Here is a 26,007-nt window from a genome sequence, read left to right as displayed (position 1 = left end):
AACAATTTGTATGTTTTAAGTATAAAAAACCGAGCACTAAGGCTCGGTTTTTTATTGGCTTTAATATTTAGTAAACGTCACGACGGTAACGACCTGCTTGACGAAGCTGATCGACGGTTGCCTCACCTAGAATATCAATCAGTGCTTGATCAACATCACTGGCCATACCATCGATGCTACCGCAAACATAAATCACAGCGCCATGATCGACCCAGACTTTTAGTTCTTGAGCTTGTTCGCGTAGTTTGTGGTGCACATAGACTTTTTCTTCTTGATCACGGGAGAAGGCTAAATCAAGGCGCTGTAGCATGCCTGTGGTTTGCCAGGCTTCAATCGTGCTTTGATAGAAGAAGTCATGTTCACGTTGACGTTCACCAAAGATGAGCCAGTTTTGCGTATAGTTCTGACGGGTACGCGCATGTAACAAGCTCATTAATCCGGCAAGACCTGTGCCGTTACCAATACAAATGATTGGGCGATTGTCATGAATCAGATGGAAAGATTCATTGGTGCGAATACGCAGTGCAATCTGGCTATTTAATGCTGCATGTTGAGTCAGCCAACCTGAACCCAGACCCAATTGGCCTTGTGCATCTGACTGTTGACGAACTACCAAGCGCAGCACTTGTTGCGATGGAATACTGGCAATTGAATATTCACGCGAAGGCAACGTAGGAAGTTGTTCCAGTAAATGTTCCATGTTGGCAAAAGGTTCAACCTCAACAGTTAAATCTTTATCCCATAGCGCTTGTTCAATGCTGAGTTGTAACGAATCCACTTGCGTATGCGGCTGGATTTGATGCTTTTGCATAAAAGCTGTAATACGTTCAGCACTGTTGCCCGGTTGAATCTCTGCAATATCGCCGGCTTGCCAAAACACTTCATGGCTTGGTTTTAATTCGATATTAAAGGCAGGCGCACCTAAACTATTTGGATTGAGTAGATCACGTTTTGTGAGTGTCCAGGTATCGAATGTTTTTTCGATATTCATGGCTTGTAAGTCTAGTTTGGTCACTTTGGCTAAAGCGCTGTTCCATGCCTGAATCTGCTGATTATTGGCATTATCCACATCAATGGTGGCAAATAATTGCTGCGCACCATTTTGCTTTAACCAGGCATCAATTTCATGACCAAAACTACAGAAGGTATCTGGATATTCGCTCGAACCCAAAGCTAAGACAGCATAGTGCAGATGGTTTAAATCAACCTGTGATGAAAGTATTTTTTTGGCAAAACTTGAAGCTAAATCCGGGGCTTCACCTGTACCGTAAGTACTTGCCACAAACAAGACTTGTTCAGCATTTTTTAAATCATCTAGACTTAAGTGTTGTACGGATTTCACGGTTACAGGTTGATGAGCTTCTTGCAAGCTGGTTGCTGTACGCCAAGCCAGTTGTTCAGAAGTGCCGGTTTGAGTGGCATAAGCAATCAGCCAAGGTTTGGCATTTGGATCAATATTGGCAGCAGTTAAGCTATTACGCGCAGCTTGGGTCAGTTTCTTTTGTTTACGGCGTTTAAGATACAGCATCCAGCCTGTGACAAAGAACAATGGCATAGACAGAGCAGCTAACATGGCCAAGAATTGGTACACTGGACCAAAGAAGCTACCGCGGTGAACCGGCAACATACTGCTCATGATTTTTTCATTTAACTTTTTATCTTCATAAATTTCCATGTCTTTAATGGATGAAGTTTTATAGTCAAATGTGGCTTTATTCCGTGCACGTTCATGTTGTGGAATAGCATCAACAAAACTCAGTTCAACTTCGCCATTGGCTTTTTTCGGCAAATTGACGGTCAGGCTTGAATAATCACGACCGACTTGTGCATTAAATCCAGTCCAGGTTTGGCTTAGGGCAAGATTGATTTGCTCAGGGCTTAGACCAAGTTTATCACCACCTTCACCACGAGAACCTGGTTTAGAACCTTCTCGATCTTGGTTACTTGATTGTGTCTGTTCAGCACTACCACGTCCTTCACCGCTTGGGGTATTTCCGCCACGTTCACTGCGACTTTCTTTAGCACCACGCTGTGGAGCTTCACCTTTTGATTCTTTTTGTTGTTCGACGCCCATTACGCTATACAGGCCGCTACGCCACCAGCCATAAGACCAGGTTAAACCGGTACACGCGATAATCAGGAAGAAAATAACCACCCAAGTACCCACAACCGCATGTAAATCCCATAAGAAATTACGACCTTTAAGTTGCGGCTTAATCATCAGCCATTGTTTAAAAGAATGTTTTTTCGGCCAGCGCAGATATAGACCACTTAATACAAAAAAGATCAGCATCAGGGTACAAGCCCCGGTGATCTGTTTGCCGACTGGTCCGATGGTTAAATTGCGATGCAACTGCTCGATAAACTTAAAAAACTCTCGCCCTTTGATTTCTGGCAAAACTTCGGCAGTGTAGGGGTTAATCATCATGTTATAGCCCTTACGTGCACCTTCTTTGACAATATTTAGGCTAGAAGATGCAGTGGGGTCTTTGGCTACAGTGATGCTGTTAATTTTCATCTCTGGAGCAGCTTTATTAAAGTGCTGATACAGTTCTGCAGGTGTTAACTTGTCACGATTTTCAGCTTGTACGGTATAACTATCTGGATTCAGCCATTTTTGAATCGGTTGTTCATATGAATAAATGGCACCGGTAACCCCCATAATCGAGAGGATTAACCCAGCGCTAATTCCGAGGAACCAATGGATCTGAAAAAATATTTTTTTTAACATAGCTGAAAAAAGATGTGGGGGTGAATGGTATTAGCGCAAATTATAACTGAATTTTTGGCAAATCATATGGATTTTGCAGGTAATATTCATTCTCATTATCATTTATAGTTGGTTTATTAAAAAACCCCCAATAGTCTGGAGGTTTTTATACAAATATTTTTGATTACAGCAGGGCTTAAACCTGTTTAGCTTCGCCCACTGTTTCAGTTAAATGCTTACGAATGGTGTTGAATGAAAAATTCTTTGAATCCATACGTTTTGGCAGAATATAAGCACCTTGCTGACCTTTAACCTTGAAATTAATCAACATAAAGTCAGGTGTGTTATACCATTCATAAATATCTTTCCAGCCGATTGCACCCACACCTTCTTGCGCACCCATTTTTTGACGCATGATAATGCCGTGTGGTTGTACGCCTAAACGAATGCCTTTGATTTCCTGTACCGGGAATTCATTCATTTTACGTTTAACGTACCATTCCAAACCGAATTTACGGATTAGGAAGTATGCCACGACGCAGACCAATGCAACCCAACAAAAAATAGTCGAATAGTTCTTTAATAAGATAATACCAACAATAGATAGAGCAGCCACGACAGCCATAATGATCCATGTTTTCGTGCCGATTTTGTTGGTGCTACGCCAAATAGCAAGTTGAGCTTGACGTTGTTCAGCCTCTGAAATTTCATAGTTCACAGGCTGTAGGGTATAAGCGTATAAATTTTTCGTGGTCATAGTGAATTAACAAATTTAGAACTGTAAAAAGTTTAGCATTATTTATACCCATTCAGTGAGTATATTGTTCCAAAATCATGCGAATTATAATGAGCCTAATTCGGTGGCTTTCTCATCCCGGTCATAACTCAAACTTTGCTTTAAGCGACTGAGTTGATTCAGAATGCTTAACATCAAAGAGAGTTGCTGTAAAACAATCAGCGATTTCTGATCATCTTCATTATTGTGGGTTAAGCGTTGACGAATCGTGTTCAACATATTTTGTGCTGTCAGATCGGGAAATTCATCTTTTAATAAAGAACCCTGAATATCCTCTAAAGCCAAGTCTAAAAGCTTTAACACTTCTTGATCTTGGATTTTTTCACGATGCGCCCCGAGTGCGGCAATATAGCTGAGCAGGGTGTGATTCAAGCACAAGAATTCAAAAGCTAAAGTTTTTTGGGTCGGATCGAAATCAGGCTCAGTGGCTAAGGTTGAAATCAGGGAGGCAACTTCAGCATCATTATTATGTGCGGCACGACGGACTACACGATATTTCAAACCGTTATTACGGCCTTGTTTATATTGTTCAATCACTTCGGCTAAATAGTCACATTGTGCCGTGAGAGAGCGCTTGATGGTGCGCGACAGGCGACGGAACTTCCAGTCCGGGAAAATAAAACTGACCCCAAACCAGGCCAAAGCACAGCCAATTAAGGTATCAATCATGCGAGGTAATGCTGCTTCAAAGCCCATTCCATCCAGATTAAAGTTAATCAGCGCAAGAATGGTAATAAATGCGGTAGCTTGCGCATATTGTTTACTGCGCAATTCGAAGAACAGCACACCACTGAACACCAGTAATAACAATTGTCCTTCAATTGACGGGATAAAGTATAAAACTGCATAACCCAGAATAATGCCGACTAAAGTGCCGACAATACGCAAGCGTAAACGGCGTTTGGTGGCGTTGAAATTCGGCTGGCTGACAAAAAGAGCCGTCAGTAAAATCCAGTAGCCATATTCAATATTGGTCACTTGCACAAAAATATAGCCAATCAGCAAGACCATAGAGACACGAATTGCATGTCTAAACAGCACAGATTCCGGGGTTAAATGCTGTTTGATACGGATCACCACATCATTCCAGCCTTTTAAGTCATCATCTTTCAGCTGGTTTTCAATATGTTTGGCTTTATCAAACTTGATATGACGTTCTGTTTCTACATTGCGTAGTTGCGCATCAATCGACTTTAAATTTTGATACAGGGAAAACAGGGCATTGACCCAGACTGGGTCATATTGTTGTTCAGCGCGTAATTTCTCTAAAGAGAGTTTTAAATTGGCAAAAGCATGCTTAAAGCGCTGGTTATGCTGATAGGTTTCACGGTGCAAAATGCTGTAACTTAGATCTTTGCAGGCTTTTGCCTGAAGGTATAAAATCCGTTGGAAGCGGAATAAAATATCACTATGTTCAAAAATTTTAACCAGTTTTTGATATTCAATGTGCGCTGAATCGGCGCGTTCATGAATATCTTGTGCGACAAAATAATACTGCAAGCTGCGACGGGTATCTTTTTGCCCACGGTCACCCTTTAAACGGGTCAGGAGCGCAGTTTTCATTTCATTGAAAATGCCGACCAGTTTTCCATTTTCCAAAGACAGCTCAATCATGCTTTGTTGATAGCTGCTCGGCGTCATATCGACATCAAACAGGTTTGATTTAGCAAACAGAAAATCGCCGAGTGATGAATAACACTGCGACAATTTATCTTGCACTTGGCGAACAGGGAACAATAAAAAGCTGATCGTTGAAATCAGGCCATACCATGCAGCACCCGCAACAAGCAGCAAGGCTTGGGTATACCAGTTGTCGAATAGCTCAACACCCAACATAGAGTAAACGGAAACCACCAGACAGCCATAGGAAATGGTGGCATAACGGCGTCCTAGTGACCCCAGCAGAATCCAGCCAATACAGGAGACAATCAAGCCTAAGGCAAATAAAATCGGGTAAGGAAACAAGAAATAAATAGAACTGGCAGTAATAAAGAAACCGATATAGGTATAAATCAGGTTCATGATCCGAACCGAGAAACGGTCATCAATATCACTTAAACCTGCAGCCACTACACCCAGAGTTAAAGGAATAGTCGCCAGTTGTTGCCCCATAAAATAAGGCACAAAAGCCGTACCCGCAAATGCAATCACCATGCGCAGGTTATACATAAAGGTGGTGTTATACGTCGCTTGTTTAAGCCGCGTCAGCCAAGATTTCAAAGTTTATTCCTACCGCAAGGTGATCTGTGCATTGTGGAGTTGAATTATGTGATTTTTCACTCTCAATTCTGAGAAATAATACTATGTACAGTGTAAGCTTGTCTTCAAGGTAGCCATTTAAAAATTAAATATCAATATGTCTGAACAACAGTCTACTCAACAATATTCTACGGCATGGATTATGCTGTTGGCGTTACTGACTTCATTGGGTCCACTTTCCATTGATATGTACTTGCCGGCATTGCCACAAATGGCCAATGACTTTGGGGTCAGCACACAAATGGTGGCCAATACTTTACCTGCCTATTTTTTAGGTTTGGCATTGGGACAGTTGATTTATGGGCCTTTGAGCGATCGAATTGGCCGCAAAAAGCCACTTTATTTTGGTTTGGTGCTTTATATCGTGGCAAGCATGCTATGCGTTTTTGCGACCAATGAATGGAGCTTAATTGCGGCACGTATTTTACAGGCTGTTGGCGGCTGCGTCGGGGTAGTGATTGCTCGGGCGACCATTCGTGACCGTTTAGACATGCAAGCTTCGGCACAGGCCTTTGCCAGTATGATGATTGTGATGGGGATTGCACCGATTATTGCACCAAGCTTGGGTGCAATGGTATTAAAGTTCTTTTCGTGGCATGCCGTGTTTGTGTTTTTAACGCTGATAGGCTTGATCTGCTTGCTGTGCGTACACTTCTTCTTTAAGGAAAGTCTAACGCCTGAACGCCGTTTAAAATTGAATCTCAACCAGATCGGCAATTTATATGCTGCCATTTTTACTGACCGCAGTTTTAGATGGCCGATGCTGGCCGGCTGTTTTTCGGGCGGGGTGTTGTTTTGCTATATCAGTTCCTCAGCTTCGGTATTGATGGATAACTATGGCTTAGACCAACAACAATTTGCTTATGCCTTTGCTATTAATGCTTTTGGTATTGTGTTGTTGTCGACTGTAAATAAACGACTCGCGCATCAATTTTCAGTACTCAGCCGTTTGAAAATAGGCGCTGTGCTTCAGCTGATAGGCTCATCTATTTTATTCGTTGCCGGTTTAATGGGACAGATCCCGTTGTGGATTGTACTTGCAGGCATGTTTTTGGCGGTGTCCGGTATTGGCTTTACTGGACCAAATGCCATGGCTTTGGCGATGTCGGAACAAGGTTCGCGCGCAGGAACAGCCAGTGCCATTATGGGCAGCATGCAGTTTGCCTGTGGCTTGCTCGGTGGCGTGATCTTGAATTTCCTGATTTGGAGTGCACTCGTAAACATGGGCTTGGTGATGATCATGTTTGTAGCTGTAACTTTAGTGGCGATTATGAAATTAAGCCCGCCCAAACATTATGAGGAATCAAGCACCTAATATTGGAAAGAAAAGCAAAAATCGAATTAAAAAGAGACCTGAATGCAGGTCTTTTTTTAGATGAAGTGAATTAATTCATTCATCCAGTTTATTCGTCCAATTTATTCATCTAAAAACACGGTAAATTCTTCAACTGCAATACGCGGGGTAATAAAGGTATTTATCATATCGTCCGTATCAGCATAACCGAGCGCAACTGTACAGGCCAGTTCTTCATCTTCAGGAGCATTGAGTACATCCAGCACGATCGGGTGGAAATGATTCCAGGCTGCTTGAGGGCAAGTATCTAGACCACGCGCTTTGGCCGTGATCATGACATTTTGAATCATCATGGAAATATCCATTTTAGCACCAATGCCCATGACCTTATTCACGGTGAAATACAGGGCAACAGGTGCATCAAATAACTGGAAATTACGCAGTTGTTGGTGCGCCATTTTTTCTTTTTCGCCTTTCTGGATATTTAACAATCCGTATAAACCCCAGCCATTTTCACGGCGACGCTCAATAAAGGGTGAAATCCACGTTTCTGGATAATAGGCAAATGTTTCCTGGTATTGATTAGCAAGTTCTGGCTGGGTAAACAGTTCAATTTGTGCTTTACACACTCGCTGAACCATTTCATCACGTTTTTTCCCAGTCACCACATACACTTTCCAGGGTTGTGTATTGGTTCCTGAAGGTGCTCGACTTGCGACAGTTAAAATGTCTTTAATGATTTGCGGATTAACCGGTTTATTCAAAAAAGCCCGTACTGAATGGCGTGAAGTAATGGCATCATCAACATAACGAACTTGTTCAAAATTCATAAAAAATCCTTTTGAAATGAGTTTTTTAGCGCTTATGACTATATACATTAGTCGAATATTTGTACGTAAGACTTTGTGTAAATTTTTGCTAAGTTAAAGAATATATTCATAATTTTGTAATATAAATCTAAAAATAAGATTATTTTTTAATCATTGTTCAATAAAACTGATTTTAATCAAGTAGAGAACTTGGTAGATTGATGGCTACATATGGGTTACATATGTTGTACTTTTATAAAATTTTAAACTTTTTTCACTTTACTGATAAGCAGAAAATGCAATGATTTTTGAAGCTTTTTAAAATTTTAAATCATGATTTTTTATTGATTTGTTGAGTTTTTAAGGGTCATTTATGCACGGATGCGAAATATTTAAATAGGAGATTAGAATGAGTCGTTTACTCAACGGTAAATTTATGGCTAAAAGTTTAGCATTGGCAGTCACAGCTGTAATGGTAAGCACAGCGCATGCAGGTAAAGCTGAGCAACAACAAATTCAAGAACTACGTCAAGAAGTTGAAGCATTAAAATCTTTAATTCAACAGCAACATCAAGTTCAACAACAGCAGCAAACTCAAATTGAGCAAGTCAAAGCACAACCTGTTCCAGCACCAGCAGCTAAACCTGAATCAGCATTAACCGGCTTTAAAACTAAAGCGGGTTCAAGTGTAAACTTATATGGTTTTGTTCGTGGTGATGCGAACTACATCATTGAAGGTGCTGATGATGACTTCGGTAATGCTTCTAAAGCCGGTACTGTGGGTACAGGTTCATCTACTGTAAAAGATAAATTACGTGCAACGGGTAAAACGACACGTTTAGGCCTTGATTTCAATACACCTGTTGGTGATGCTAAAGTCGGTGGTAAAGTTGAAGTTGATTTTGCAGGGACCAATGAGGCATTGCGTATTCGTCATGCTTATTTAACCTATAATGATTGGCTGTTTGGTCAAACTACATCTAACTTCTTGTCGAATCATGCGCCAGAAATGATTGACTTTGCGACGAACATTGGTGGTGGTACAACACGTGTTCCACAAGTACGCTATGGTCTAAAACTGGCTCCAGCTACTCAGTTACTTATTTCTGCCGAAAAAGGTGATAGTAAAGCCTCTAAAAATATCATTGCAAATCCTCCAACAGATAATGTGACAGATTCAACAGTAAAATATAGCCTTCCTGCATTAACTGCAAAAATTACTCAAGGCTATGCTGAAGGAAAAGGCAATGCAACTGGACGTGCTTTAGTTGAGCATCATAAGGTTCAGGATGGAAATGATGATAAAACAGGTTGGGGTTTAGCCGCAGGCACTACTTTTGATGTAACTAATCAGCTTAAATTCACTGGCGATGTTTCGTACGTGGAAGGAAACAGCAATTATTTATACGGTGCTAATACCGCATATGTTGTAGATGCAAATGGCAACATTGAACAGAATAAATTTACTGCAGTTCAAGTGGGTGCGACCTATAAGTTTAATGAAAAATTACGTTCTACTTTAGCGTACGGTGCATTATTTGCTGATGATGATACTAATTATGCAAAAACTTTTATAGCTGCTGGAAATACAACAGCAAACAAAGAAGTTCAGCAGGCTTGGTTAAACGTTATTTATTCACCAGTTAAGCCTGTTGATTTAGGTTTGGAATACGTGAATGGTAAGCGTGAAGCATTTACAGGTAAAACATTTAAAGATAACCGTGTAGGCTTGATGGCAAAATACAATTTCTAATCTAGAAGTTTAGAAATACAGAATAAGAAAAGAGGCGAATAAATCGCCTCTTTTCTTATTTAAAGTTTGACAATATGAATAGTTATTTATTTAAAAAATTAAAACGTGAAAACCTAATTTTTAGTAATAGGCAAAATTGTAAATAAATAGAGACATTAATCCCCAAATCTGGATAATATATGCTCTTTTGAACATTGCCTGGCGTGATAGTATTATCATTGCTAAAAATGTATGTTTATTTCTGCATATCCTGCAGAAATAAACATGATATGGACTAGAAGCTTTAATTGAGACGATCTCTCATGAGTAAGCGGGTTAGTAGGGATTTAAGGAAATGTTCTTTCATTGAATTCCAAGAATATAATAACTTGCATCGTCTTTTTTAATATTTTTCATCTATATGAAAAAATGATCTCCTTGTCCGTAGTTTTATCAAAAATGAATTTTCTTTATTCCTTTTTGTTGTACAGCTTTTATTTTATTTGATCTTTATCAAATGGTTCTTGAGCTTCTTTGTTTCAAGAAAATAACAAGGCTATAGAACAAAAAGAATCCAACCATTTTATGGACAATGATGATGGAATTTACTTTTAATGCCTTTTATACGCTCATTGCAGCGGTAATCGTTCTTTTATTAGGACGGTTTCTTGTCAATAAAATTGATTTTTTAAGACGCTACAATATTCCCGAGCCCGTGGCAGGTGGCTTAGTCGCGGCGATTGCTTCACTATTTGTGCACAATATTTGGGGTCTCAGCATCTCTACAAGTAGTGAACTACAGACTAGCTTTATGCTGATTTTCTTTGCCTCTATTGGTTTAAGTGCAAACTTTGCCAAGTTAAGACAAGGTGGTTTGGGGCTGGTAATTTTCCTGGTTTGTGTGGCTTCATTTATTGTCGTACAAGACTTTGTCGGGATTAGTTTAGCAACTTTATTGGGAATTGATCCTTTAATTGGCTTAATTGCTGGTTCAATTACCCTGACTGGTGGGCATGGTACAGCGGGTGCCTGGGGTGAAATTCTAGAAGTTGAACACGGTATTCAGGGTGCTTTAGCCTTGGGTATGGCCAGCGCAACTTTTGGTTTGATCATTGGTGGCATCATTGGCGGTCCTTTAGCCAAAATGTTGATTAACCGTTATCAACTTGCTCAGCCGCGTAGTAATCAGCAAATTGAAGCCCGGGACTCAACACTCAATGCTGATACCGATTCAACTGAATTTACTCAATTTGAATATCCGCATCAGGTGCGTTTAATTACGGCTGATAATGCGATTACCACTTTGGGCATGTTCGCAGCATGTTTGGCCTTTGCTGAATTTATGACCGGCTTTAGTAAGGATACCTGGTTTGAGCTTCCGACCTTTGTATGGACTTTGGCCGGTGGTGTAATTCTGCGAAATGTTCTGGAAGGGGTATTTAAAGTTGGAATTTTCGATCGTGCCATTGATGTGTTCGGAAATGCCTCGTTATCGCTTTATCTCGCTATGGCCTTACTTTCTTTGAAGTTATGGCAATTGTCAGATTTGGCTGGCCCATTGGTGGTCATTCTGGGTGCGCAAACCTTAACCATGGCACTTTATGCGGCATTTGTGACTTTCCGCGTTATGGGTAAAAACTATGATGCTGCCGTACTTTCTGCAGGGCACTGTGGTTTTGGTATGGGCGCAACACCTACTGCCGTAGCTAATATGCAGGCCATTACCAATATGTATGGTCCTTCGCATAAAGCTTTCTTGATTGTTCCATTATGTGGGGCATTCTTTGTCGATTTAATTAATGCGACCGTCATTCAGCTGATTCTTAAGTTTTTTGTATAAGTCTGAATATATGTCTAAAAAGCCCTAGCTGACTAGGGCTTTTTTATCCCTCAATATTATAAAAAAGTCAGAATAAGTTGGTAGCCTATACAGCTGCCAATTAGGCACAACCAGACGGGAAGTTTGGTTTTAAGTAATCCAATGACCACTATAACAAATAAAAGATCAGTCAGTTGTACAATATAATGCTGCGCCATTTGTATGACCATACACAGCAGCAATCCCACCACAGCCGCATTGATTCCCACAACCGCATGCCGAATATAAGTTTGATTCATCAGCCACGACCAATAAGGCAGGGTTCCAAAAATCAGCAAAAAGGAAGGAATAAATATAGCCAAGGTAGCGATACATGCATTGAGTGCGGGAAATGGAGTTAAAGGTATTAACGCACCAATATAGCTGGCAAAACTAAATAAAGGACCTGGCATCAGCTGGGCAAAGGCATAACCTAAATCGAATTTTTCTGCTGAAAGTAAACCTGTGGCAACGAAATCCTGATGTAAAAAAGGCAGAATGATATGGCCACCACCAAACACCAGCGAAGCTGTACGATAAAAACTTTCAACACTTTGAGTGAACATACTGCTGTGTAGCCAGTTCATAACGGGAAAGATAAAAAAAGGCAGAATAAAAAGTATTAACCAAAGATAAGCATATGATTTTTTTGTAGAAGAAATAGCATCTGTTAAAGAAGAGGTTTCCACTTTATTTACTTTTGTGGGAGCAATTTTTTGTGCGAAGAATATCCCTAATAATGCCGCGATAAAAATCACAATGATTTGATTCATCGGCAGCGAAACCGTATAAATAAAGAGGGTGGAACAGAGCATTAAAATGTATTGCCAAAGTTGGGTACAAAAGCTGCGTAGCATTTGCCAGAATGCCCAGGCGACCACAGCCAAAACAATCAATTGAATACTATGAAAAAATGCTGAAGAAAGCAGGGGGAAAAATTGTTTGCCCAATAGTGCCACTATGGTCATCAGTAGTGCAGAAGGTAAAGTGAAACCCAGCCATGCGAGTATGGCACCCCAATAGCCTTTTTTTACATAGCCAATCGCCAAGCCTACTTGACTGCTGGTCGGGCCAGGTAAAATTTGTGCCAAAGCCACCAGTTGGGCGTATTGCTGGTCATCTAACCAATTTAACTGCTTCACAAAGGTGTGATGGAAAAACACCAGATGCGCCGCCGGACCACCAAATGCGAGGCAACCTAATTTTAGAAAAGTCAGGAAAATAGTGCGATAATGAAGAGATGGCATTGGCAATTTCACTAGGGTTAATTTTTTAAAGTCTAATATTTTTCGATGGCAGTTTAACGAAATACTACAATGTGAAAAACATATAGTTCTTAAACTGTACGACTTTTAAAAGATAAGCTTATTAATCTTTGGGTGGCTCATGATAAATATCAAATTTGGTTATATTGCTTTAGCGGTAGTGAGTGTAGTGGGATGCCAAAGTGTTCCACACGCTAAGCTTACTGTTGGCTCTACAGGCTTATCTGAGTCCCCAAGTGTAGATGCACAAGTACATGCTGATCGCATTGATTTTAAAAAATTAAAAAAACAGCAAAATCGTCCGGTTGTAGCCTTGGTACTGGGTAGTGGTGGTGCGCGGGGCTATGCACATATTGGTGTCATTCAAGTATTGGAACAACAAGGCATTCATCCTGATTTTATTGTGGGTACCAGTGCAGGAAGTATTGTGGGTTCAATTTATGCCAGCGGCAAAACTGCGGATGAATTGCGTGATATTGCTTTAAATATGAAAGCCAATGATGTCCGTGATGTAAAACTGGATATGAAAGGTTTTTTTGACGGTAAAAAAGTTGAAAACTACGTTAATCAGCAAGTGAATAATACACCGTTGGAATTGCTTAAAACGCCCATGTATGTAGTGGCGACAGAATTAAAAGAAGGCAAAAAAGTGGTCTTTAATTATGGCAACACTGGGCAAGCAGTACGTGCTTCCGTATCCATTCCAAGTATGTTTGTGCCCACTAAGATTGGTCAAGATGAATATGTAGATGGTGGTTTGGTCAGTCCTGTACCTGTGAATGTCGCGCGCGAGCTAGGTGCAGATATTATTATTGCTGTAGATATTCTGGCTCAACCGATATATACGGAAACCAGCAATGTTTGGGGCTTGTTCAACCAAAATATTAATATTATGCAGAACCATTTGGCCAGAGAGGAACTTAAACATGCAGATATTGTGATTCAGCCCGATTTAAGAGAAAAAGCACATATTTTTGATGTTAAAGGTCGTGAAATGACCATGCGAGCAGGTGCTGAAGCAGCACGAAATCAATTAAATTCCATTTCAACAGTATTCAATCAAAAGCATTATTATTCACCCGTGAATAAAATTCAGCAATTGAGTGCGCATGATTGAAGTTGTAAATAAACTGAAATAATGAGTGAGCCAAGAACAAGGCATCCATGTTTTTATCTAATTAAGTCTTGTTCCTGCTTGCAATAGTGTCATATGGAGTTGGATTTTGATTGAAAAACAATCCAATGAAGACTCATTCTATTGTAAAGATAAATTAATTAATTGATATTGCTAAATAAAATTAATTAAGTGGTTAAAAGTTTTATATTATATTATTTTTATATTAATATGTTTTTGTTCAATGATTTAAGTTTACCGCTGGGTGAAAAGTCAATAAACTTCATTTCATTAAAATCGATATGAAAACATATTTCTGTAAGGATCGTTAAATGAATAGCAGCAGTATGAATATAGAAAAAATTAGCATCGGGCATAAAGTCAAAATGGCCACTATGGAACATCTTGTTTTTACTGTGATTGCAGAAAATGCGGACGGTACATTAAGTATTGAAACACAGCTTGATCAGCAAAATGTACTCAGTTACGGTAATATTTCCAAAGAGATGTTACGTAAAATAGCTTCTTAATTTTATTTAATAAGCTGTATTTTATTTTTAAGCAATTAAATACTTAAAAGAATATCTGCAAATGGATTTGCATTGAGTTTTCATCAAACTGACAACATTTTTATTTTAAGATGGAATGTTTTTAAATGAATGTTGATGTGTTTTTTGTAATCAGGTTTTTGAGTATTTATTCTATAAAAACTACGATAAATTAAAAAGATAGAAAATACAGTGTGTTAAATAGATTGATATATATTTTTTTGAATGATGGTGAAATCACTATAAATAATAATGATGATTTTATTGCCGATTTGGACATTCTATTTCGTCGAAAAACGATATAATAATGACTAAATACTATTGTCTATCCAAGAGACTAGAGAACGCGATGTCCCCATTAGATCAAATTGCTCCAGCATTAGATGACCAGTCTGAATTAACTATGTCGGTTTTAATGACTCCAGATATGGCAAATTTTTCAGGTAATGTTCACGGTGGAACAATTTTAAAATTGTTGGATCAGGTCGCATACGCATGTGCCAGCCGTTATTCAGGTAGCTATGTGGTCACTTTGTCGGTCGATAAAGTCAATTTTAAAGAACCGATTCATGTTGGTGAATTAGTCACTTTCCTTGCCAGCGTGAACCATGTTGGGCGTACTTCTATGGAAATCGGGATTCGTGTAGAAGCGCAGAACATTCAAAAGCGTACAGTACGTCATACCAATAGTTGTTATTTCACCATGGTTGCTGTGGATGAAAATGGCAAGCCACAACAAATTCCAGCTCTAAATTTAGACAATGATTGGAAACGCTGCCGTTTTGAAGCGGCTGAACATCGCAAAGTGGCACGTCTACAAGAAAGTCATCATCCATCATGCAGTATTTATAAAAAAACTTCACAATGCTAATCAGCATTGAATGAAAAAGACCGCTTTGAAGCGGTCTTTTTTTTTAATATGAAAATGTGATTCTGGTCTATACAGCAGCCCTAAATCGGCATAATATAAAAAACGATACGTATCGTTTCGTTTTTGGGTGGTGCTATGACTGAAGTCGAGGTTGAGAAAACTTCACGCCGTAAGCAATGTATTTTGAAAGCTGTGATCGCAGCATTAGAAGAATATGACTACAGTCATTTAACTGTAGAAGATATTGCGGCACGGGCAGGGGTCGGGAAATCCACGATTTATCGCTGGTGGAAGCATAAGTCTGATTTGGTCTTTGATGCCTTCAAAGAACAGACCGCTTCAGTATTTGAATTGGATTTTCAGCAAAGTCTGCAATTTAATTTGAATCAGCAACTTTTAAAGTTATCGCATGCATTGAATCATCCGGTTGGGCGCGCCTTACTGGTGGTGATGGCTGAGCATCGTGAAGCTGCGGGTGAATTCTTTGAACAGTATTTATTACCGCGCCGTGAGCAAACCCGTAAGCTGATTCAAATTGCAATTGAGCGTCATGAAATTATTGCTGACTATCCTTTTGAACTGATGCTGGATGCGCTTTATGGGCCGATTCATTATCAAATTATTTTCTTCAATCGCATGCCCGATGCAACCTACATTCAAAATTTGGTACATCTACTCATGCAACCCGCACTTGTTCAAAAGTAGCCATGGCTACACAGAAAGTTGATCGTTATGACTACCACGAATACCGAGCGCTTATGGAACCGTTCTTTCATATTGTGTCTGTTCAATAACCTGTTTTTATTTACTTATTATTATGCGCTACTGACCGTTTTACCCATCTATATCATGAAAAATTTAGGTGGAACGGTCAAAGAAGCAGGTTTGGCACTGACTTTATTTCTGCTGTCTTCAATTGCAGTTCGCCCATTTTCCGGATTGATTGTTGAAAAACTCGGGAAAAAAATATCCTTTCGCGGTTCCGAATTTTTATTTGTTCTTTTTGCTTTTAGCTATTTGTTTGCCGATAGCATGTGGGCTTTATTGGTGATTCGTTTTATCCACGGTATTTGGTTTAGCATATTGACCACGGTAACCGTGCCGATTGCCAATGATTTCATTCCTGATCATCGTAAGGGCGAGGGGATGGGCTATTTCGTGATGTCGACTAACCTTGCCGTGGTATTTGGACCATTGATTGCATTAACCGTGCTGCAATTTACTGACTTTATCAGCTTGTTTGCAATATTGACTGCCGTGATTTGTCTGGGCTTTATTTTCTGTTTAATGGTTCCTGTACAAGAAAATAAACTCGATAAGTTAACCAATAAAGTAGAAGAAAAACCTTTAGGTTTTCATGACATTATTGAAATGCGTGCCGTTCCGATTGGCTTTGTGGCCTTACTGACTGCATTTGCCTATTCCAGCATTATGAGCTTCATTACCGCATATAGTGAATCCAAGGATTTACTGGCCTATACCAGTTTATTTTTTATTGTATTTGCAATTTCCATGATTGTGGTACGGCCCTGGGTCGGGAAAATTTATGATCGTAAAGGTGCCAGTGCCGTCATTTATCCTTCGTTTATTTTCTTTGCTTTAGGCTTGGTGGTGGTGAGTTTTATCTCAAACCAATGGATTCTCTGGCTATCTGCTATATTTATTGGGATTGGCTATGGTTCACTCTTTCCATGTTTTCAAACTTTGGCGATTCAGTCTGTGTCTAAGCAGCGAATGGGACATGCAATTTCGACTTTCTTTACATTATTTGATTTAGGTATGGCCCTTGGTTCAGTGATTCTGGGTCTGATCATTGCCTATTATGGTTATCAAATGACTTATCTATTCTGTGCGGTCATTACTGTGGCAACTTTATGTGTTTATAAATACACCGTTTCAGCATCACTTAAACAACCCAAATAAAGAGGTACGGCTGTGGAATTACGTCATTTACGCTATTTTGTTGCAGTGGCAGAAGAGCTGAATTTTACCAAGGCTGCACAACGGATGTGCACGGTACAGCCCTCTTTAAGCCAGCAGATTAAAGACCTTGAACAGGAAGTTGGAGTTCAGCTATTGGTTCGATCGAATCGAAAAGTTGAACTGACAGAAGAAGGTAAAGCATTTTTAAAAGAAGCACTGTTAAGTTTGGAACATGCTGAAAAAGCCATTCAGGATGCACGTCAAATTGCCAACTTAAACAAAGACCAGTTGAATATTGGTTTTGTGCCTGTGGCTGAAATGAAAATTTTCCCCTATATCATGCCGAATATTCGGGTGCATTTTCCAGAAATTAAAATTAACTTTCATAGTATGACCGATGCAAATCAATTTAAGGCACTCAAGAAAGGTGATATTGATATCGCCTTTACTCGCTATATTGATGAGTCCAGTGAACTTGAGCATGTACAAATTTTTAGTGAGCCTTTGGCTTTAATTGTGCCTAAAGATTCCGCGATTGCCGAGCAGCGTCACGTCAGTATTAAGAGTTTTAACAACCAGGATTTTATTATCAGTGATGAAATTGCTTCACCTCAGTTGCATAAAATTATTACCGATTTCTTTAAGCAATCCAAATTGAATGTCAATGTGGTACAGCAATCGACCAATATTTTATTGAATGTCAATTTAGTCGGAATGGGCGTGGGCTGGAGCTTAGTGCCTACTTATGTCATTCCATTGTTGGGTGACAAAATTGTCGTGAAAAATACCATTGAGCCTTTACCGATGATTGACCTGTACGTAAGTTACCGTAAAGGTCAAAAAAATGAAGTGATTGAACTGATTTTAAAAATCTTGAAAGAACAGTTTTATATGGGCTTTTTTTAAAGAATTGTCATGATTAACCGATGCTTTTTATAAAGTAGAAGCATCGGAGTCAACGTCATGCCTCACATCACAATAATCAACACATCATCTAAAACGATTTATACTTAAAACCTAAAACAACAAGACAGGTCGAATAAAAATGATGAAGCTGTATAACAATATCCAGTCCCGTGGTATGACCGTGATGCTTTTAGTAAAAGAGTTGGGTATAGAAGACCAGATTGAAGAAATAAACGTGCCCTATGAAAATATGCATCAGGCTGAATATTTAAAGATTAATCCCATGGGAAAAGTACCTTGCCTGATCGATCAAGGGGTCATGATTTCCGAAGTCGCGGCCATATTTACCTATCTGGCCGATAAATATAGTGAAAAAGGTTTAGCGCCCGCCCTGGATGATCCCAAGCGTGGTGCCTATCTGAAATGGATGTTCTTTGCTCATGGTCCTTTAACTGAGTTTATGGATTTAAAAGGGCTTAACGTGCCGGACGAGCAAATTGAACAAAGAAAACGGAGCCTGACTTTTGGTCATGAAGAGAGCGTATTGGCATTTCTAAAAAAGGGGATGCAAGAAGCAAATCCGTATTTGCTGGGTGAGAAAATTTCAGCAGCAGATTTATTTCTGGGTTATTGGGTGATTTTTGCCATCTATCTGAAAATATTGCCTTATCTGGATGAGTTCAAGCCGTTTATTCAGCTTCTGGCCCAGCGTGATTCCATGAAAGGTGTACCATGGTTGCAAAAAATCAATGATTAATTGACTTCTTTCATAAATCAAAAATATTCAATATTAGATTTTTTAAAATCAGCACGGCCTCATTTGATTGATTTAATTTTTTTGCCTTCGCGTAGGCAATCTTTCTACTTTTGAAAGGTCAAAAGTAGACAAAAACCTTTTGTTTCCCATACACGACTTCCTTGTCGTGATGGGAAACGTGTGGCATCCATGCCACACTCATGAATCCAATACCTACTAAAATCTATTTTTATTTTGGCATGATGAATAACTTGTAGTCATTGAAAATGATTTATGAAAAAAATCTAATATTGAAATTATTTGATCTATAAACAGGATCTAATTTAAATACTTAATAGAAGTTGAAATAAAAAAGACCACGCTTTCACGTGGTCAGGCCTCTGAATATGATTCAGGGAATGTATTTTTATATCTGCATTATTTTACATGCAGCTTTTTAAACAGTTGCTGGCTGACATGATCCAGAGTTTGTGGAATCGCAAGCGCTGCCACAAAACGGTCAGGACGTAAAACAACAACTGATTCAGACGTTTTACCAAACCAGGTACGGATATCGGTACCAATATCGCCAAGGGTAATTACGCCGTCAAATTTCTTGCGGTTTTCATTGCCAAACTGGACTTCAGGAATGACCTGAATAAATTTAACGCCTAATTTTTTCCAGACCTGCATGGTGCTCTCGCTGAGTCCCCATTGAGGATCTACACCCCAGGCAATAATTGCGAAGTCGTTGCCAATCACGTCATCCAGTAAAACCTTTTCACCAGACTCAAGTTTTACATGCGGCTGAATGAACATTTTACCGACTGGAGATTCCTTTTTACCATCCGCAAGCAAGGCGCCATCGTTATATTTCGGCATCGGTTTGAAACGCATTTCAAGCAAATACTGTTTAATTGGCTTGATGTAATTCAATGCGTAGGCAATACCATCACGAACAAAACCTTGCCATTTTTTAGGTGGCGCAAGTACGTGACCCGCCATCACAGAAAGATCAATCATCGCCTTGGCATGATCTTTACGTTCAATCTGGTAAGAATCCAATAAATCTGCAGTTGCTTTACCTTGTACTACTAGCGCAACTTTCCAAGCCAGGTTAAAGGCATCACGCATACCGCTGTTATAACCTTGACCTTGCCATACTGGCATAATGTGCGCAGCATCACCGGCAAGTAAAATACGGTCGACACGGAATTTATCCGCAATACGTGCATTATGAGTGTAAACACGTTGACGAATTACTTCAATATTTTCAGCATTCGGTAAAACTTTAGACAGCAATTTTGCAATATTTTCTGGTTTGCTTAACTCTTCCTGAGTTTCACCCGGCATAACCATGAATTCGAAACGACGGATACCATGCGGAAGTGCCGCAGATACATATGGACGAACTGGGTCACAGCACAAGTAAATGTGTGGTGTGGCTAATGGATCATTTTCAATGTCGATAACGATCCATTGGTTCGGTGCTGTTTTACCCTCAAAACCAATATTCAAAGTACGACGTACAATTGAGTTACCACCATCACAGGCAATTAAATATTTTGCTTGAACAGTTTCTTCTTTCTGGTTTTTATCTTGAATCTTAAGTGTTACGCCATTTGCATCCTGGGTAAAGTCATTGAGCTGACGTGAAAACAGGACTTCAGTTTTTTCGTATTGTTTTAAACCTTGTAGCAAGACATTGTCTACTTGAGGTTGAATAAATGCATTACGACGCGAGAAACCAAATTCACGGGTAAGTGGCTGAATATCTGCGAAACAGCGACCTTTAGGGGTCAAGAAACGCATCGCATGGTTCGGAGTGGTATGCGGCAAGACCTGATCGACTAAACCGAGTGATTGAATGGTACGTAAAGATTCATCATCAATACCAATAGCACGCGGGTAGTCAATCAAACTGTCCAGCTGCTCGATAATAGTGACTTGAACACCTTGTTTACTCAAATAGTTCGCAATTGTTAAACCAACAGGACCTGCGCCCAAGATTGCCACTTCAGTGGTGTAATTTGTTTTGTTGCTCATAGCGAATGTCCATTCAATCAATTCACATTTAAGTGTATTAACGGTGAAATTGAGGGGCTAAACAAGCTATGCCATAGTAGATATCTTGAATGAAAAGAAAACAGACGAAATGCTTATAATATTTTAAATAATTGAAAAATAATAAATATATGAATATTTAGTTATACGGTTTTTTAAATGAATGATCATTTTTTTCTATCATTCATAGGAGTCTTTGTTAAAAATAAAAAAAGCTGAATTATTTACATCATTCCGCTTATTTCACTCAATCATGAAATAAAAATTGCATGATGCAGGCATCAAACATAGGTGATGTATTGCTAAGCAACATAGAAAAAACTAAAGTGAGTATCATTCCATAAATTTGATTCATGAGTTTTGCTCACTGATGAATTGATCATCTCCACCTGAATAGCGAGTCTATTTTGAAACTGATTGCTCCCACTCAAGCTGTCCCTACGCATATCATTTCCGGATTTTTAGGGGCTGGAAAAACCACCTTGCTCAAGCATTTACTCAGTCAAAAGCCAGAAAATGAAGTTTGGGCGGTCTTGATGAACGAGTTTGGACAAATTGGTGTCGATCAGCAGATGTTACCGCAAACTCAAGGCTATGAAGTTAAAGAGCTGTTGGGAGGCTGTCTTTGCTGTAGTAGTCAATTACCGATGCAAATTGCTTTATCTCGATTATTGTCTGAAACTAAACCGGATCGATTATTTATCGAACCGACGGGTTTGGGACACCCTGCACAATTACTGGAACAGCTCACCGAACCACATTGGCAACAAAGTATTGCAATGCGGGCTTTAGTGACGGTGGTGGATGGCTCACGTTTGCATGATGCGGATTGGAGCACGCAAAACCTGTATGCAGATCAGTTAAAAGCTGCGCAGGTTATTGTGGTTTCTCATGCAGATCGCATGGATTTCGCAGATGATCAGGCTTTAGCAGCATTGAAGACTGAATATCAAGCCTATCAACAGGTCTGGCTGATGAGTGGACAGACTGAAATTTTGCTTGAGCAAATTGATCTGCCGTATGTAGGCACTGAACGCAAGATTCAGCCCTTACTTAAAATTCAAAAAACATTTTCTACCGGGCAAAGTCTGCCTGGGATTAAACAGTTGCCTTATCATTATGTCGAGACCGCGCAAGGCTATAGTGTGGCGGGTTGGAAATTACCCAAGCGTTGGCAATTTGATTTTTATCCTTTATTGGATTTACTTTGTGAACAAAAGAATTGGCTGCGGATTAAAGCAATTTTTAATACCAATCAGGGGTGGAAAACCTTTAATTTTAATCCGGAGCAATTTAATTATCAGTCTTCAGAAGAGGGCATTGATAACCGTATTGAAATCATTGTGCAAGATCAGCGCTATTGGCAACACTTTGAAGATCAATTATTTCAGTGTCAGCTGAATTTGGATGAAACGGATAAAACAACTCAGCAAAAGTAGTCCAAATCTTATATGCTAAGCGCCAAATTTGAGGACTTTTTTATGGCGCTTAAAGCAACGATTTATAAGGCTGATTTGAATATTGCCAATATGGATGATCATCAATATGCTGATTATCAATTGACCATGGCTCTACATCCCTCTGAAACCATTGAGCGCTTAATGGTGCGTATTTTGGCCTATGCGCGTTTTGCTGGTGAAGCTTTAGAATTTACCAAAGATCTGTTTGAAACTGATGAACCCGCTTTGTGGGAAAAAGACTTAACCGGTCAGCTGATCAAGTGGATTGAAGTGGGTAGTCCAGATGAAGACAAAGTCAAAAAAGCCAGCGCCCGTTGTAAGCAAGTTGCAGTGGTCACCTATGGTTCATCGGTTGATGAATGGTATAAACGCAACAGCAAATTAAAAACCTTAAGTAATGTTCAAGTCTGGAAGCTCTCTACAGCAACCACAAATGCGCTACCACAATTATGCGAACGCACCATGCAGCTACAGTTAAATGTCATGGATGGTGAATGGACGTTGATCGGTGAGCATGCGCAAGTCGTGGTTGAATGGGAACAGTTACAGTAAATCTAAGCAGGATGCGGGTTTTAGGCTTGCATCCTGAACACAAAATTGCGTATACCTGAAAATAATAAAAATGAAGAAGGGGAAAATACATGTCTCCTGATTTATATCGTTTGCTTATAGCCCTGGGGATTGGCGCCATTATCGGTGCAGGCTATAAACTGTTAAGTCTATTTGCCACCTTGATTGTGTTGAGTGCTTATTTTTCTGATCCATGTTCAAGAGCGTATAGAAGCCCTGAGTCATATACGCACCTATCGAATTTGTCCTGATTAATGCAAGACTTTAGATCAATATGAAGATCTATTTAAGGCTTATGACATGAAGGTGGTTCAGAGTGTGCAACATAAAACCGAACATCGAATGATTGGACGCTGGATTTTAATGGGTTCAGCTGAAAATCATAAAAAACTGACCGCTTATTTACTCAACCATTCGAATACTCAAGAGCTGAGTTTTTAAATCTGCACATTTTAAAGCATGAAGAATTCACCTGAATCCAGTTTATAATAGCCATTGAAAAATTTAGTACTCAGTTCAGGTAAATGACGATGACAAATGAATTAGAAATTATTGATTTAAAAGTGGGTGAAGGTAAAGAAGCCGTTAAAGGCGCGCTGATTACCACACATTACACAGGCTGGCTGGAAGATGGAACCAAATTTGATTCATCTATCGACCGTGGCAATTACTTTGAAACCGTGATTGGAACTGGTCGTGTGATTAAAGGTTGGGATCAGGGCATTATGGGCATGAAAGTTGGTGGCAAGCGCAAATTGCTTGTTCCTGCACATTTGGCGTATGGCGAACGAAAAATGGGTAAAATCATTCCTGCTAATTCAAACCTTATTTTTGAAATTGAGTTATTCGACGTAAAAACCCGTGATTAAAACTTATTAATTCTGATTAATAAACATCCTGCAAGATACAGGGATGGATCTTGCAAATACATGAAAAATTGTTTGAGTTTTCTTTTTTTATCGTTACATTCAGTAATAGCTAAGCGTAATTTAAGGATGATTCGCTTTTGTATAAGATCAACAGATTGATCCATTTTCTAAAGTTTTTCTTGGTATGTTTGTGCATATGCATGGGGCAAAAACATGCTTGGGCACAATATGATGCCGCATCTGAATCTTCTTTACAGCAAAAATTATTAAATGAAGTTCAATTTACAGAAAAGAGTACCAGCCTACTGAAGGGCGTATGGCAGTATCATCCTGAGCAATTTATCACTCAACCCAGTGCTGTTTTAAAATCTGAAACGGTAAATTTACCGATTTCCTTTAAACAGCTCACCGGCACCAATCAAACCTACGGTACTTTTATCGGCCATTTTAAAATTCCGAAGGAATATATTGGGCGCCGTATTGCTATTTTTATTCCCAATCAATATGGCGCTTACCGACTGTATTTGAATGGAGATTTCGTGCTGCGCTTAGGTGAAATTGGTAAAGATACAAAAACTCATCTCACAGAAAATGCACCCCGAATTGCCTTTATGGTTGTCAATAAAGAATATTTCACCCTGACCATTCAAGCCTCAAATTTTGATCCTTTACATGGTGGATTAGAAAATCCTATGCGGATTGGTATTGCGAAAACCATTACTCGACAGTTTGAACAGCTGATGATGAGTATTAGTTTGGTTTGTGGTGCAGTATTGGGCGTTGGCATATTTACTTTAATGTTTTCCATTTTTCAAGGAAAGATTGGGCGCAGCAGTATTCGGGTATTTGTGTTTGGTATTTTTATTTTATTCTTGGCCTTACATAATTTATTTTCTGCACCTTATGCCTATACGGTATTTACAGATATTAGCTGGATATGGGGAAGACGATTAGAGTTTCTATTTACTTATTTTGCAGTGGTATTTTTTCTGAGTTATATGATTTTACTCAATCAGCGTTATTTATATCCGATGATTTATTTTGTAGCAATGCTGGTGCTTGGAATAGATATTGTTGTAACTGTATTTACTCCCCCTGAAATTTTTGAACGTTTTGCATTTTATAGTTCAGTATTTAGTCTGGTTGTGATTTTAAATTTTGCCTATGGCTTTTATCTGACTCTAAAAAAGAAAGAGCAATATTCTACGATTAATTTATGGGCGGTGATTTTATTATGCGTTACTTTCGTCCATGATTTTTTATTGACACTCAATTTAATTGAGTCCTTTAATCTCTCATTTATCTCTACCAGTTTTTATGCATTGTTGGTTATGTTTCAGCAGTCAAAAAATTATGCTCAGCATACTCATCATATCGAGCAATTGAATAATAATTTACTTGAACTGAATAGCTCTTTAGATCAAAAAGTACAACAGCGAACCTTGCAGTTACATCAGTTGAATGAACAGTTAGAATTACAAATTCAAATTGATGCACTAACCGGAGCATTTAACCGTCGTGCATTAAATATTGAAATTCAGCGTTTATTTAGCCTGACAAAAAACCACAGTAATAGCACCTTGGCATTTGCCATGTTAGATGTGGATTATTTCAAAAATTATAATGATTGCTATGGGCATTTAAAGGGCGATGTGATTTTGCAAGATTTGGTTAAAATTATACAACAGGCCTTACCACCTTCAGCTTATGTGGCACGCTATGGGGGAGAGGAATTTGCGATTATTTTGCATAATGTTCCCAGTGAAGTGGTTTTAAAGGTATTGCAGCAGGTTTTAAATGCAGTAAGACAAGCACAATTGGAACATTTAAATAGACCCGACCAAAAACAATATGTGACCTTAAGCATGGGGGTATCCTGGATGGATCGAAATCATCCTTATGCCGATATTCATGAACTCATGAAGGCTGCCGATGTCCAGCTTTATGCTGCAAAGAATGCAGGTCGAGACCAGTACCAAGCACTTCGAGCTTAGTGATTTAAGTGAAGATAGAAATTTGACTAAAGCAATCGGTAGTTAATTCGATACGATGCGTATGTAAGTTTTAAAGCCATATTTTTGATAAAACCTTTATTATAAAATCTGCTTTTAATTGATCTTTTCTAAGCAAATTTGCATACGGCTTTCACATCGCTGATGCTCTTTAATACCCGATTGAATACCCGTAGGAATGACCTGAATCATGTTGCGGGGATATCTGGAA

General features: G+C 39.2%; 21 protein-coding genes. 15 read left to right on the top strand and 6 right to left on the bottom strand.

The genetic code is table 11. The features are described 5' to 3' along the window. Positions 1-67: 67 nt before the first annotated feature. The 3 genes from HLH16_RS00540 to yccS form a co-directional block, all read right to left on the bottom strand. The gene (locus HLH16_RS00540) at positions 68-2,731 is read right to left on the bottom strand and encodes a PepSY domain-containing protein (RefSeq protein ID WP_171527813.1); all 2,664 of its coding nucleotides are present in this window, start codon (positions 2,729-2,731) and stop codon (positions 68-70) included. 175 nt (positions 2,732-2,906) lie between these two features. Then, a complete protein-coding gene (locus HLH16_RS00535; protein ID WP_131291587.1) occupies positions 2,907-3,467 on the bottom strand; it encodes a YcxB family protein in 561 nt (186 codons plus the stop codon). Between the two features lie 84 nt (positions 3,468-3,551). After that, positions 3,552-5,726 (bottom strand): YccS family putative transporter, encoded by a 2,175-nt coding sequence (gene yccS, locus HLH16_RS00530; protein ID WP_171527812.1) that lies wholly within the window; start codon positions 5,724-5,726, stop codon positions 3,552-3,554. Between the two features lie 136 nt (positions 5,727-5,862). Here yccS and HLH16_RS00525 point away from each other — a divergent pair, with 136 nt between their 5' ends. Next, the gene (locus HLH16_RS00525) at positions 5,863-7,080 is read left to right on the top strand and encodes a multidrug effflux MFS transporter (protein WP_171527811.1); all 1,218 of its coding nucleotides are present in this window, start codon (positions 5,863-5,865) and stop codon (positions 7,078-7,080) included. Positions 7,081-7,181: 101 nt separating this feature from the next. Here HLH16_RS00525 and HLH16_RS00520 read toward each other — a convergent pair whose 3' ends face one another. Continuing rightward, a complete protein-coding gene (locus tag HLH16_RS00520; RefSeq protein ID WP_171527810.1) occupies positions 7,182-7,889 on the bottom strand; it encodes a nitroreductase in 708 nt (235 codons plus the stop codon). Between the two features lie 388 nt (positions 7,890-8,277). Between HLH16_RS00520 and HLH16_RS00515 the strand changes: the two genes are divergently transcribed. Then, positions 8,278-9,621, top strand: a complete 1,344-nt coding sequence (locus HLH16_RS00515; protein WP_171527809.1) for a DcaP family trimeric outer membrane transporter — start codon at positions 8,278-8,280, stop codon at positions 9,619-9,621. A 577-nt stretch (positions 9,622-10,198) separates the two neighbouring features. Continuing rightward, positions 10,199-11,440 carry a sodium/glutamate symporter gene (gene gltS / locus HLH16_RS00510; RefSeq protein WP_131292317.1) on the top strand — a complete coding sequence of 414 codons (1,242 nt, stop codon included), beginning with the start codon at positions 10,199-10,201 and terminating at the stop codon, positions 11,438-11,440. A gap of 56 nt (positions 11,441-11,496) precedes the next feature. Here gltS and chrA read toward each other — a convergent pair whose 3' ends face one another. Continuing rightward, positions 11,497-12,705, bottom strand: a complete 1,209-nt coding sequence (chrA, locus tag HLH16_RS00505) for a chromate efflux transporter (protein ID WP_171527808.1) — start codon at positions 12,703-12,705, stop codon at positions 11,497-11,499. A gap of 139 nt (positions 12,706-12,844) precedes the next feature. Between chrA and HLH16_RS00500 the strand changes: the two genes are divergently transcribed. The 7 genes from HLH16_RS00500 to HLH16_RS00470 all read left to right on the top strand — a co-directional run bounded on the left by HLH16_RS00500 (position 12,845) and on the right by HLH16_RS00470 (position 18,842). Further along, positions 12,845-13,840: a patatin-like phospholipase family protein gene (locus HLH16_RS00500; protein ID WP_171527807.1), complete on the top strand. Its 996-nt coding sequence runs from the start codon at positions 12,845-12,847 to the stop codon at positions 13,838-13,840. A gap of 329 nt (positions 13,841-14,169) precedes the next feature. Continuing rightward, positions 14,170-14,367 carry a hypothetical protein gene (locus tag HLH16_RS00495; protein ID WP_171527781.1) on the top strand — a complete coding sequence of 66 codons (198 nt, stop codon included), beginning with the start codon at positions 14,170-14,172 and terminating at the stop codon, positions 14,365-14,367. Between the two features lie 367 nt (positions 14,368-14,734). Beyond that, positions 14,735-15,256, top strand: coding sequence for an acyl-CoA thioesterase (locus HLH16_RS00490; protein WP_131292311.1), 522 nt, complete (start codon positions 14,735-14,737; stop codon positions 15,254-15,256). A 135-nt stretch (positions 15,257-15,391) separates the two neighbouring features. Continuing rightward, on the top strand, positions 15,392-15,961 hold the full coding sequence (locus HLH16_RS00485; protein ID WP_171527806.1) for a TetR/AcrR family transcriptional regulator: 570 nt from the start codon (positions 15,392-15,394) through the stop codon (positions 15,959-15,961). A 27-nt stretch (positions 15,962-15,988) separates the two neighbouring features. Continuing rightward, complete coding sequence (locus tag HLH16_RS00480) at positions 15,989-17,179, top strand: MFS transporter (RefSeq protein WP_171527805.1); 1,191 nt, start codon at positions 15,989-15,991, stop codon at positions 17,177-17,179. Positions 17,180-17,191: 12 nt separating this feature from the next. Further along, positions 17,192-18,085 (top strand): LysR substrate-binding domain-containing protein, encoded by an 894-nt coding sequence (locus HLH16_RS00475; RefSeq protein WP_171527804.1) that lies wholly within the window; start codon positions 17,192-17,194, stop codon positions 18,083-18,085. Between the two features lie 142 nt (positions 18,086-18,227). Next, entirely contained in the window at positions 18,228-18,842 is a 615-nt protein-coding gene (locus HLH16_RS00470; RefSeq protein WP_171527831.1) for a glutathione S-transferase family protein, read from the top strand. Positions 18,843-19,259: 417 nt separating this feature from the next. Here the strand turns inward: HLH16_RS00470 and HLH16_RS00465 are convergent, their stop codons facing one another. Next, the gene (locus tag HLH16_RS00465) at positions 19,260-20,867 is read right to left on the bottom strand and encodes a bifunctional 3-(3-hydroxy-phenyl)propionate/3-hydroxycinnamic acid hydroxylase (RefSeq protein ID WP_171527803.1); all 1,608 of its coding nucleotides are present in this window, start codon (positions 20,865-20,867) and stop codon (positions 19,260-19,262) included. Between the two features lie 425 nt (positions 20,868-21,292). Between HLH16_RS00465 and HLH16_RS00460 the strand changes: the two genes are divergently transcribed. The 5 genes from HLH16_RS00460 to HLH16_RS00440 all read left to right on the top strand — a co-directional run bounded on the left by HLH16_RS00460 (position 21,293) and on the right by HLH16_RS00440 (position 25,778). Further along, positions 21,293-22,324 carry a CobW family GTP-binding protein gene (locus tag HLH16_RS00460; protein ID WP_171527802.1) on the top strand — a complete coding sequence of 344 codons (1,032 nt, stop codon included), beginning with the start codon at positions 21,293-21,295 and terminating at the stop codon, positions 22,322-22,324. Positions 22,325-22,366: 42 nt separating this feature from the next. Then, on the top strand, positions 22,367-22,897 hold the full coding sequence (locus HLH16_RS00455) for a YaeQ family protein (RefSeq protein ID WP_131291282.1): 531 nt from the start codon (positions 22,367-22,369) through the stop codon (positions 22,895-22,897). Between the two features lie 318 nt (positions 22,898-23,215). After that, positions 23,216-23,356 carry a hypothetical protein gene (locus tag HLH16_RS15600; RefSeq protein ID WP_214646581.1) on the top strand — a complete coding sequence of 47 codons (141 nt, stop codon included), beginning with the start codon at positions 23,216-23,218 and terminating at the stop codon, positions 23,354-23,356. 89 nt (positions 23,357-23,445) lie between these two features. Beyond that, positions 23,446-23,784 carry an FKBP-type peptidyl-prolyl cis-trans isomerase gene (locus HLH16_RS00445; protein WP_067724328.1) on the top strand — a complete coding sequence of 113 codons (339 nt, stop codon included), beginning with the start codon at positions 23,446-23,448 and terminating at the stop codon, positions 23,782-23,784. Between the two features lie 200 nt (positions 23,785-23,984). Beyond that, positions 23,985-25,778: a sensor domain-containing diguanylate cyclase gene (locus tag HLH16_RS00440; protein WP_171527801.1), complete on the top strand. Its 1,794-nt coding sequence runs from the start codon at positions 23,985-23,987 to the stop codon at positions 25,776-25,778. Positions 25,779-26,007: the final 229 nt, after the last annotated feature.

This window comes from Acinetobacter sp. ANC 5378, from assembly GCF_013004315.1.
GTDB lineage: Bacteria > Pseudomonadota > Gammaproteobacteria > Pseudomonadales > Moraxellaceae > Acinetobacter.
This window is presented reverse-complemented; position numbering and strand designations above follow the sequence as displayed.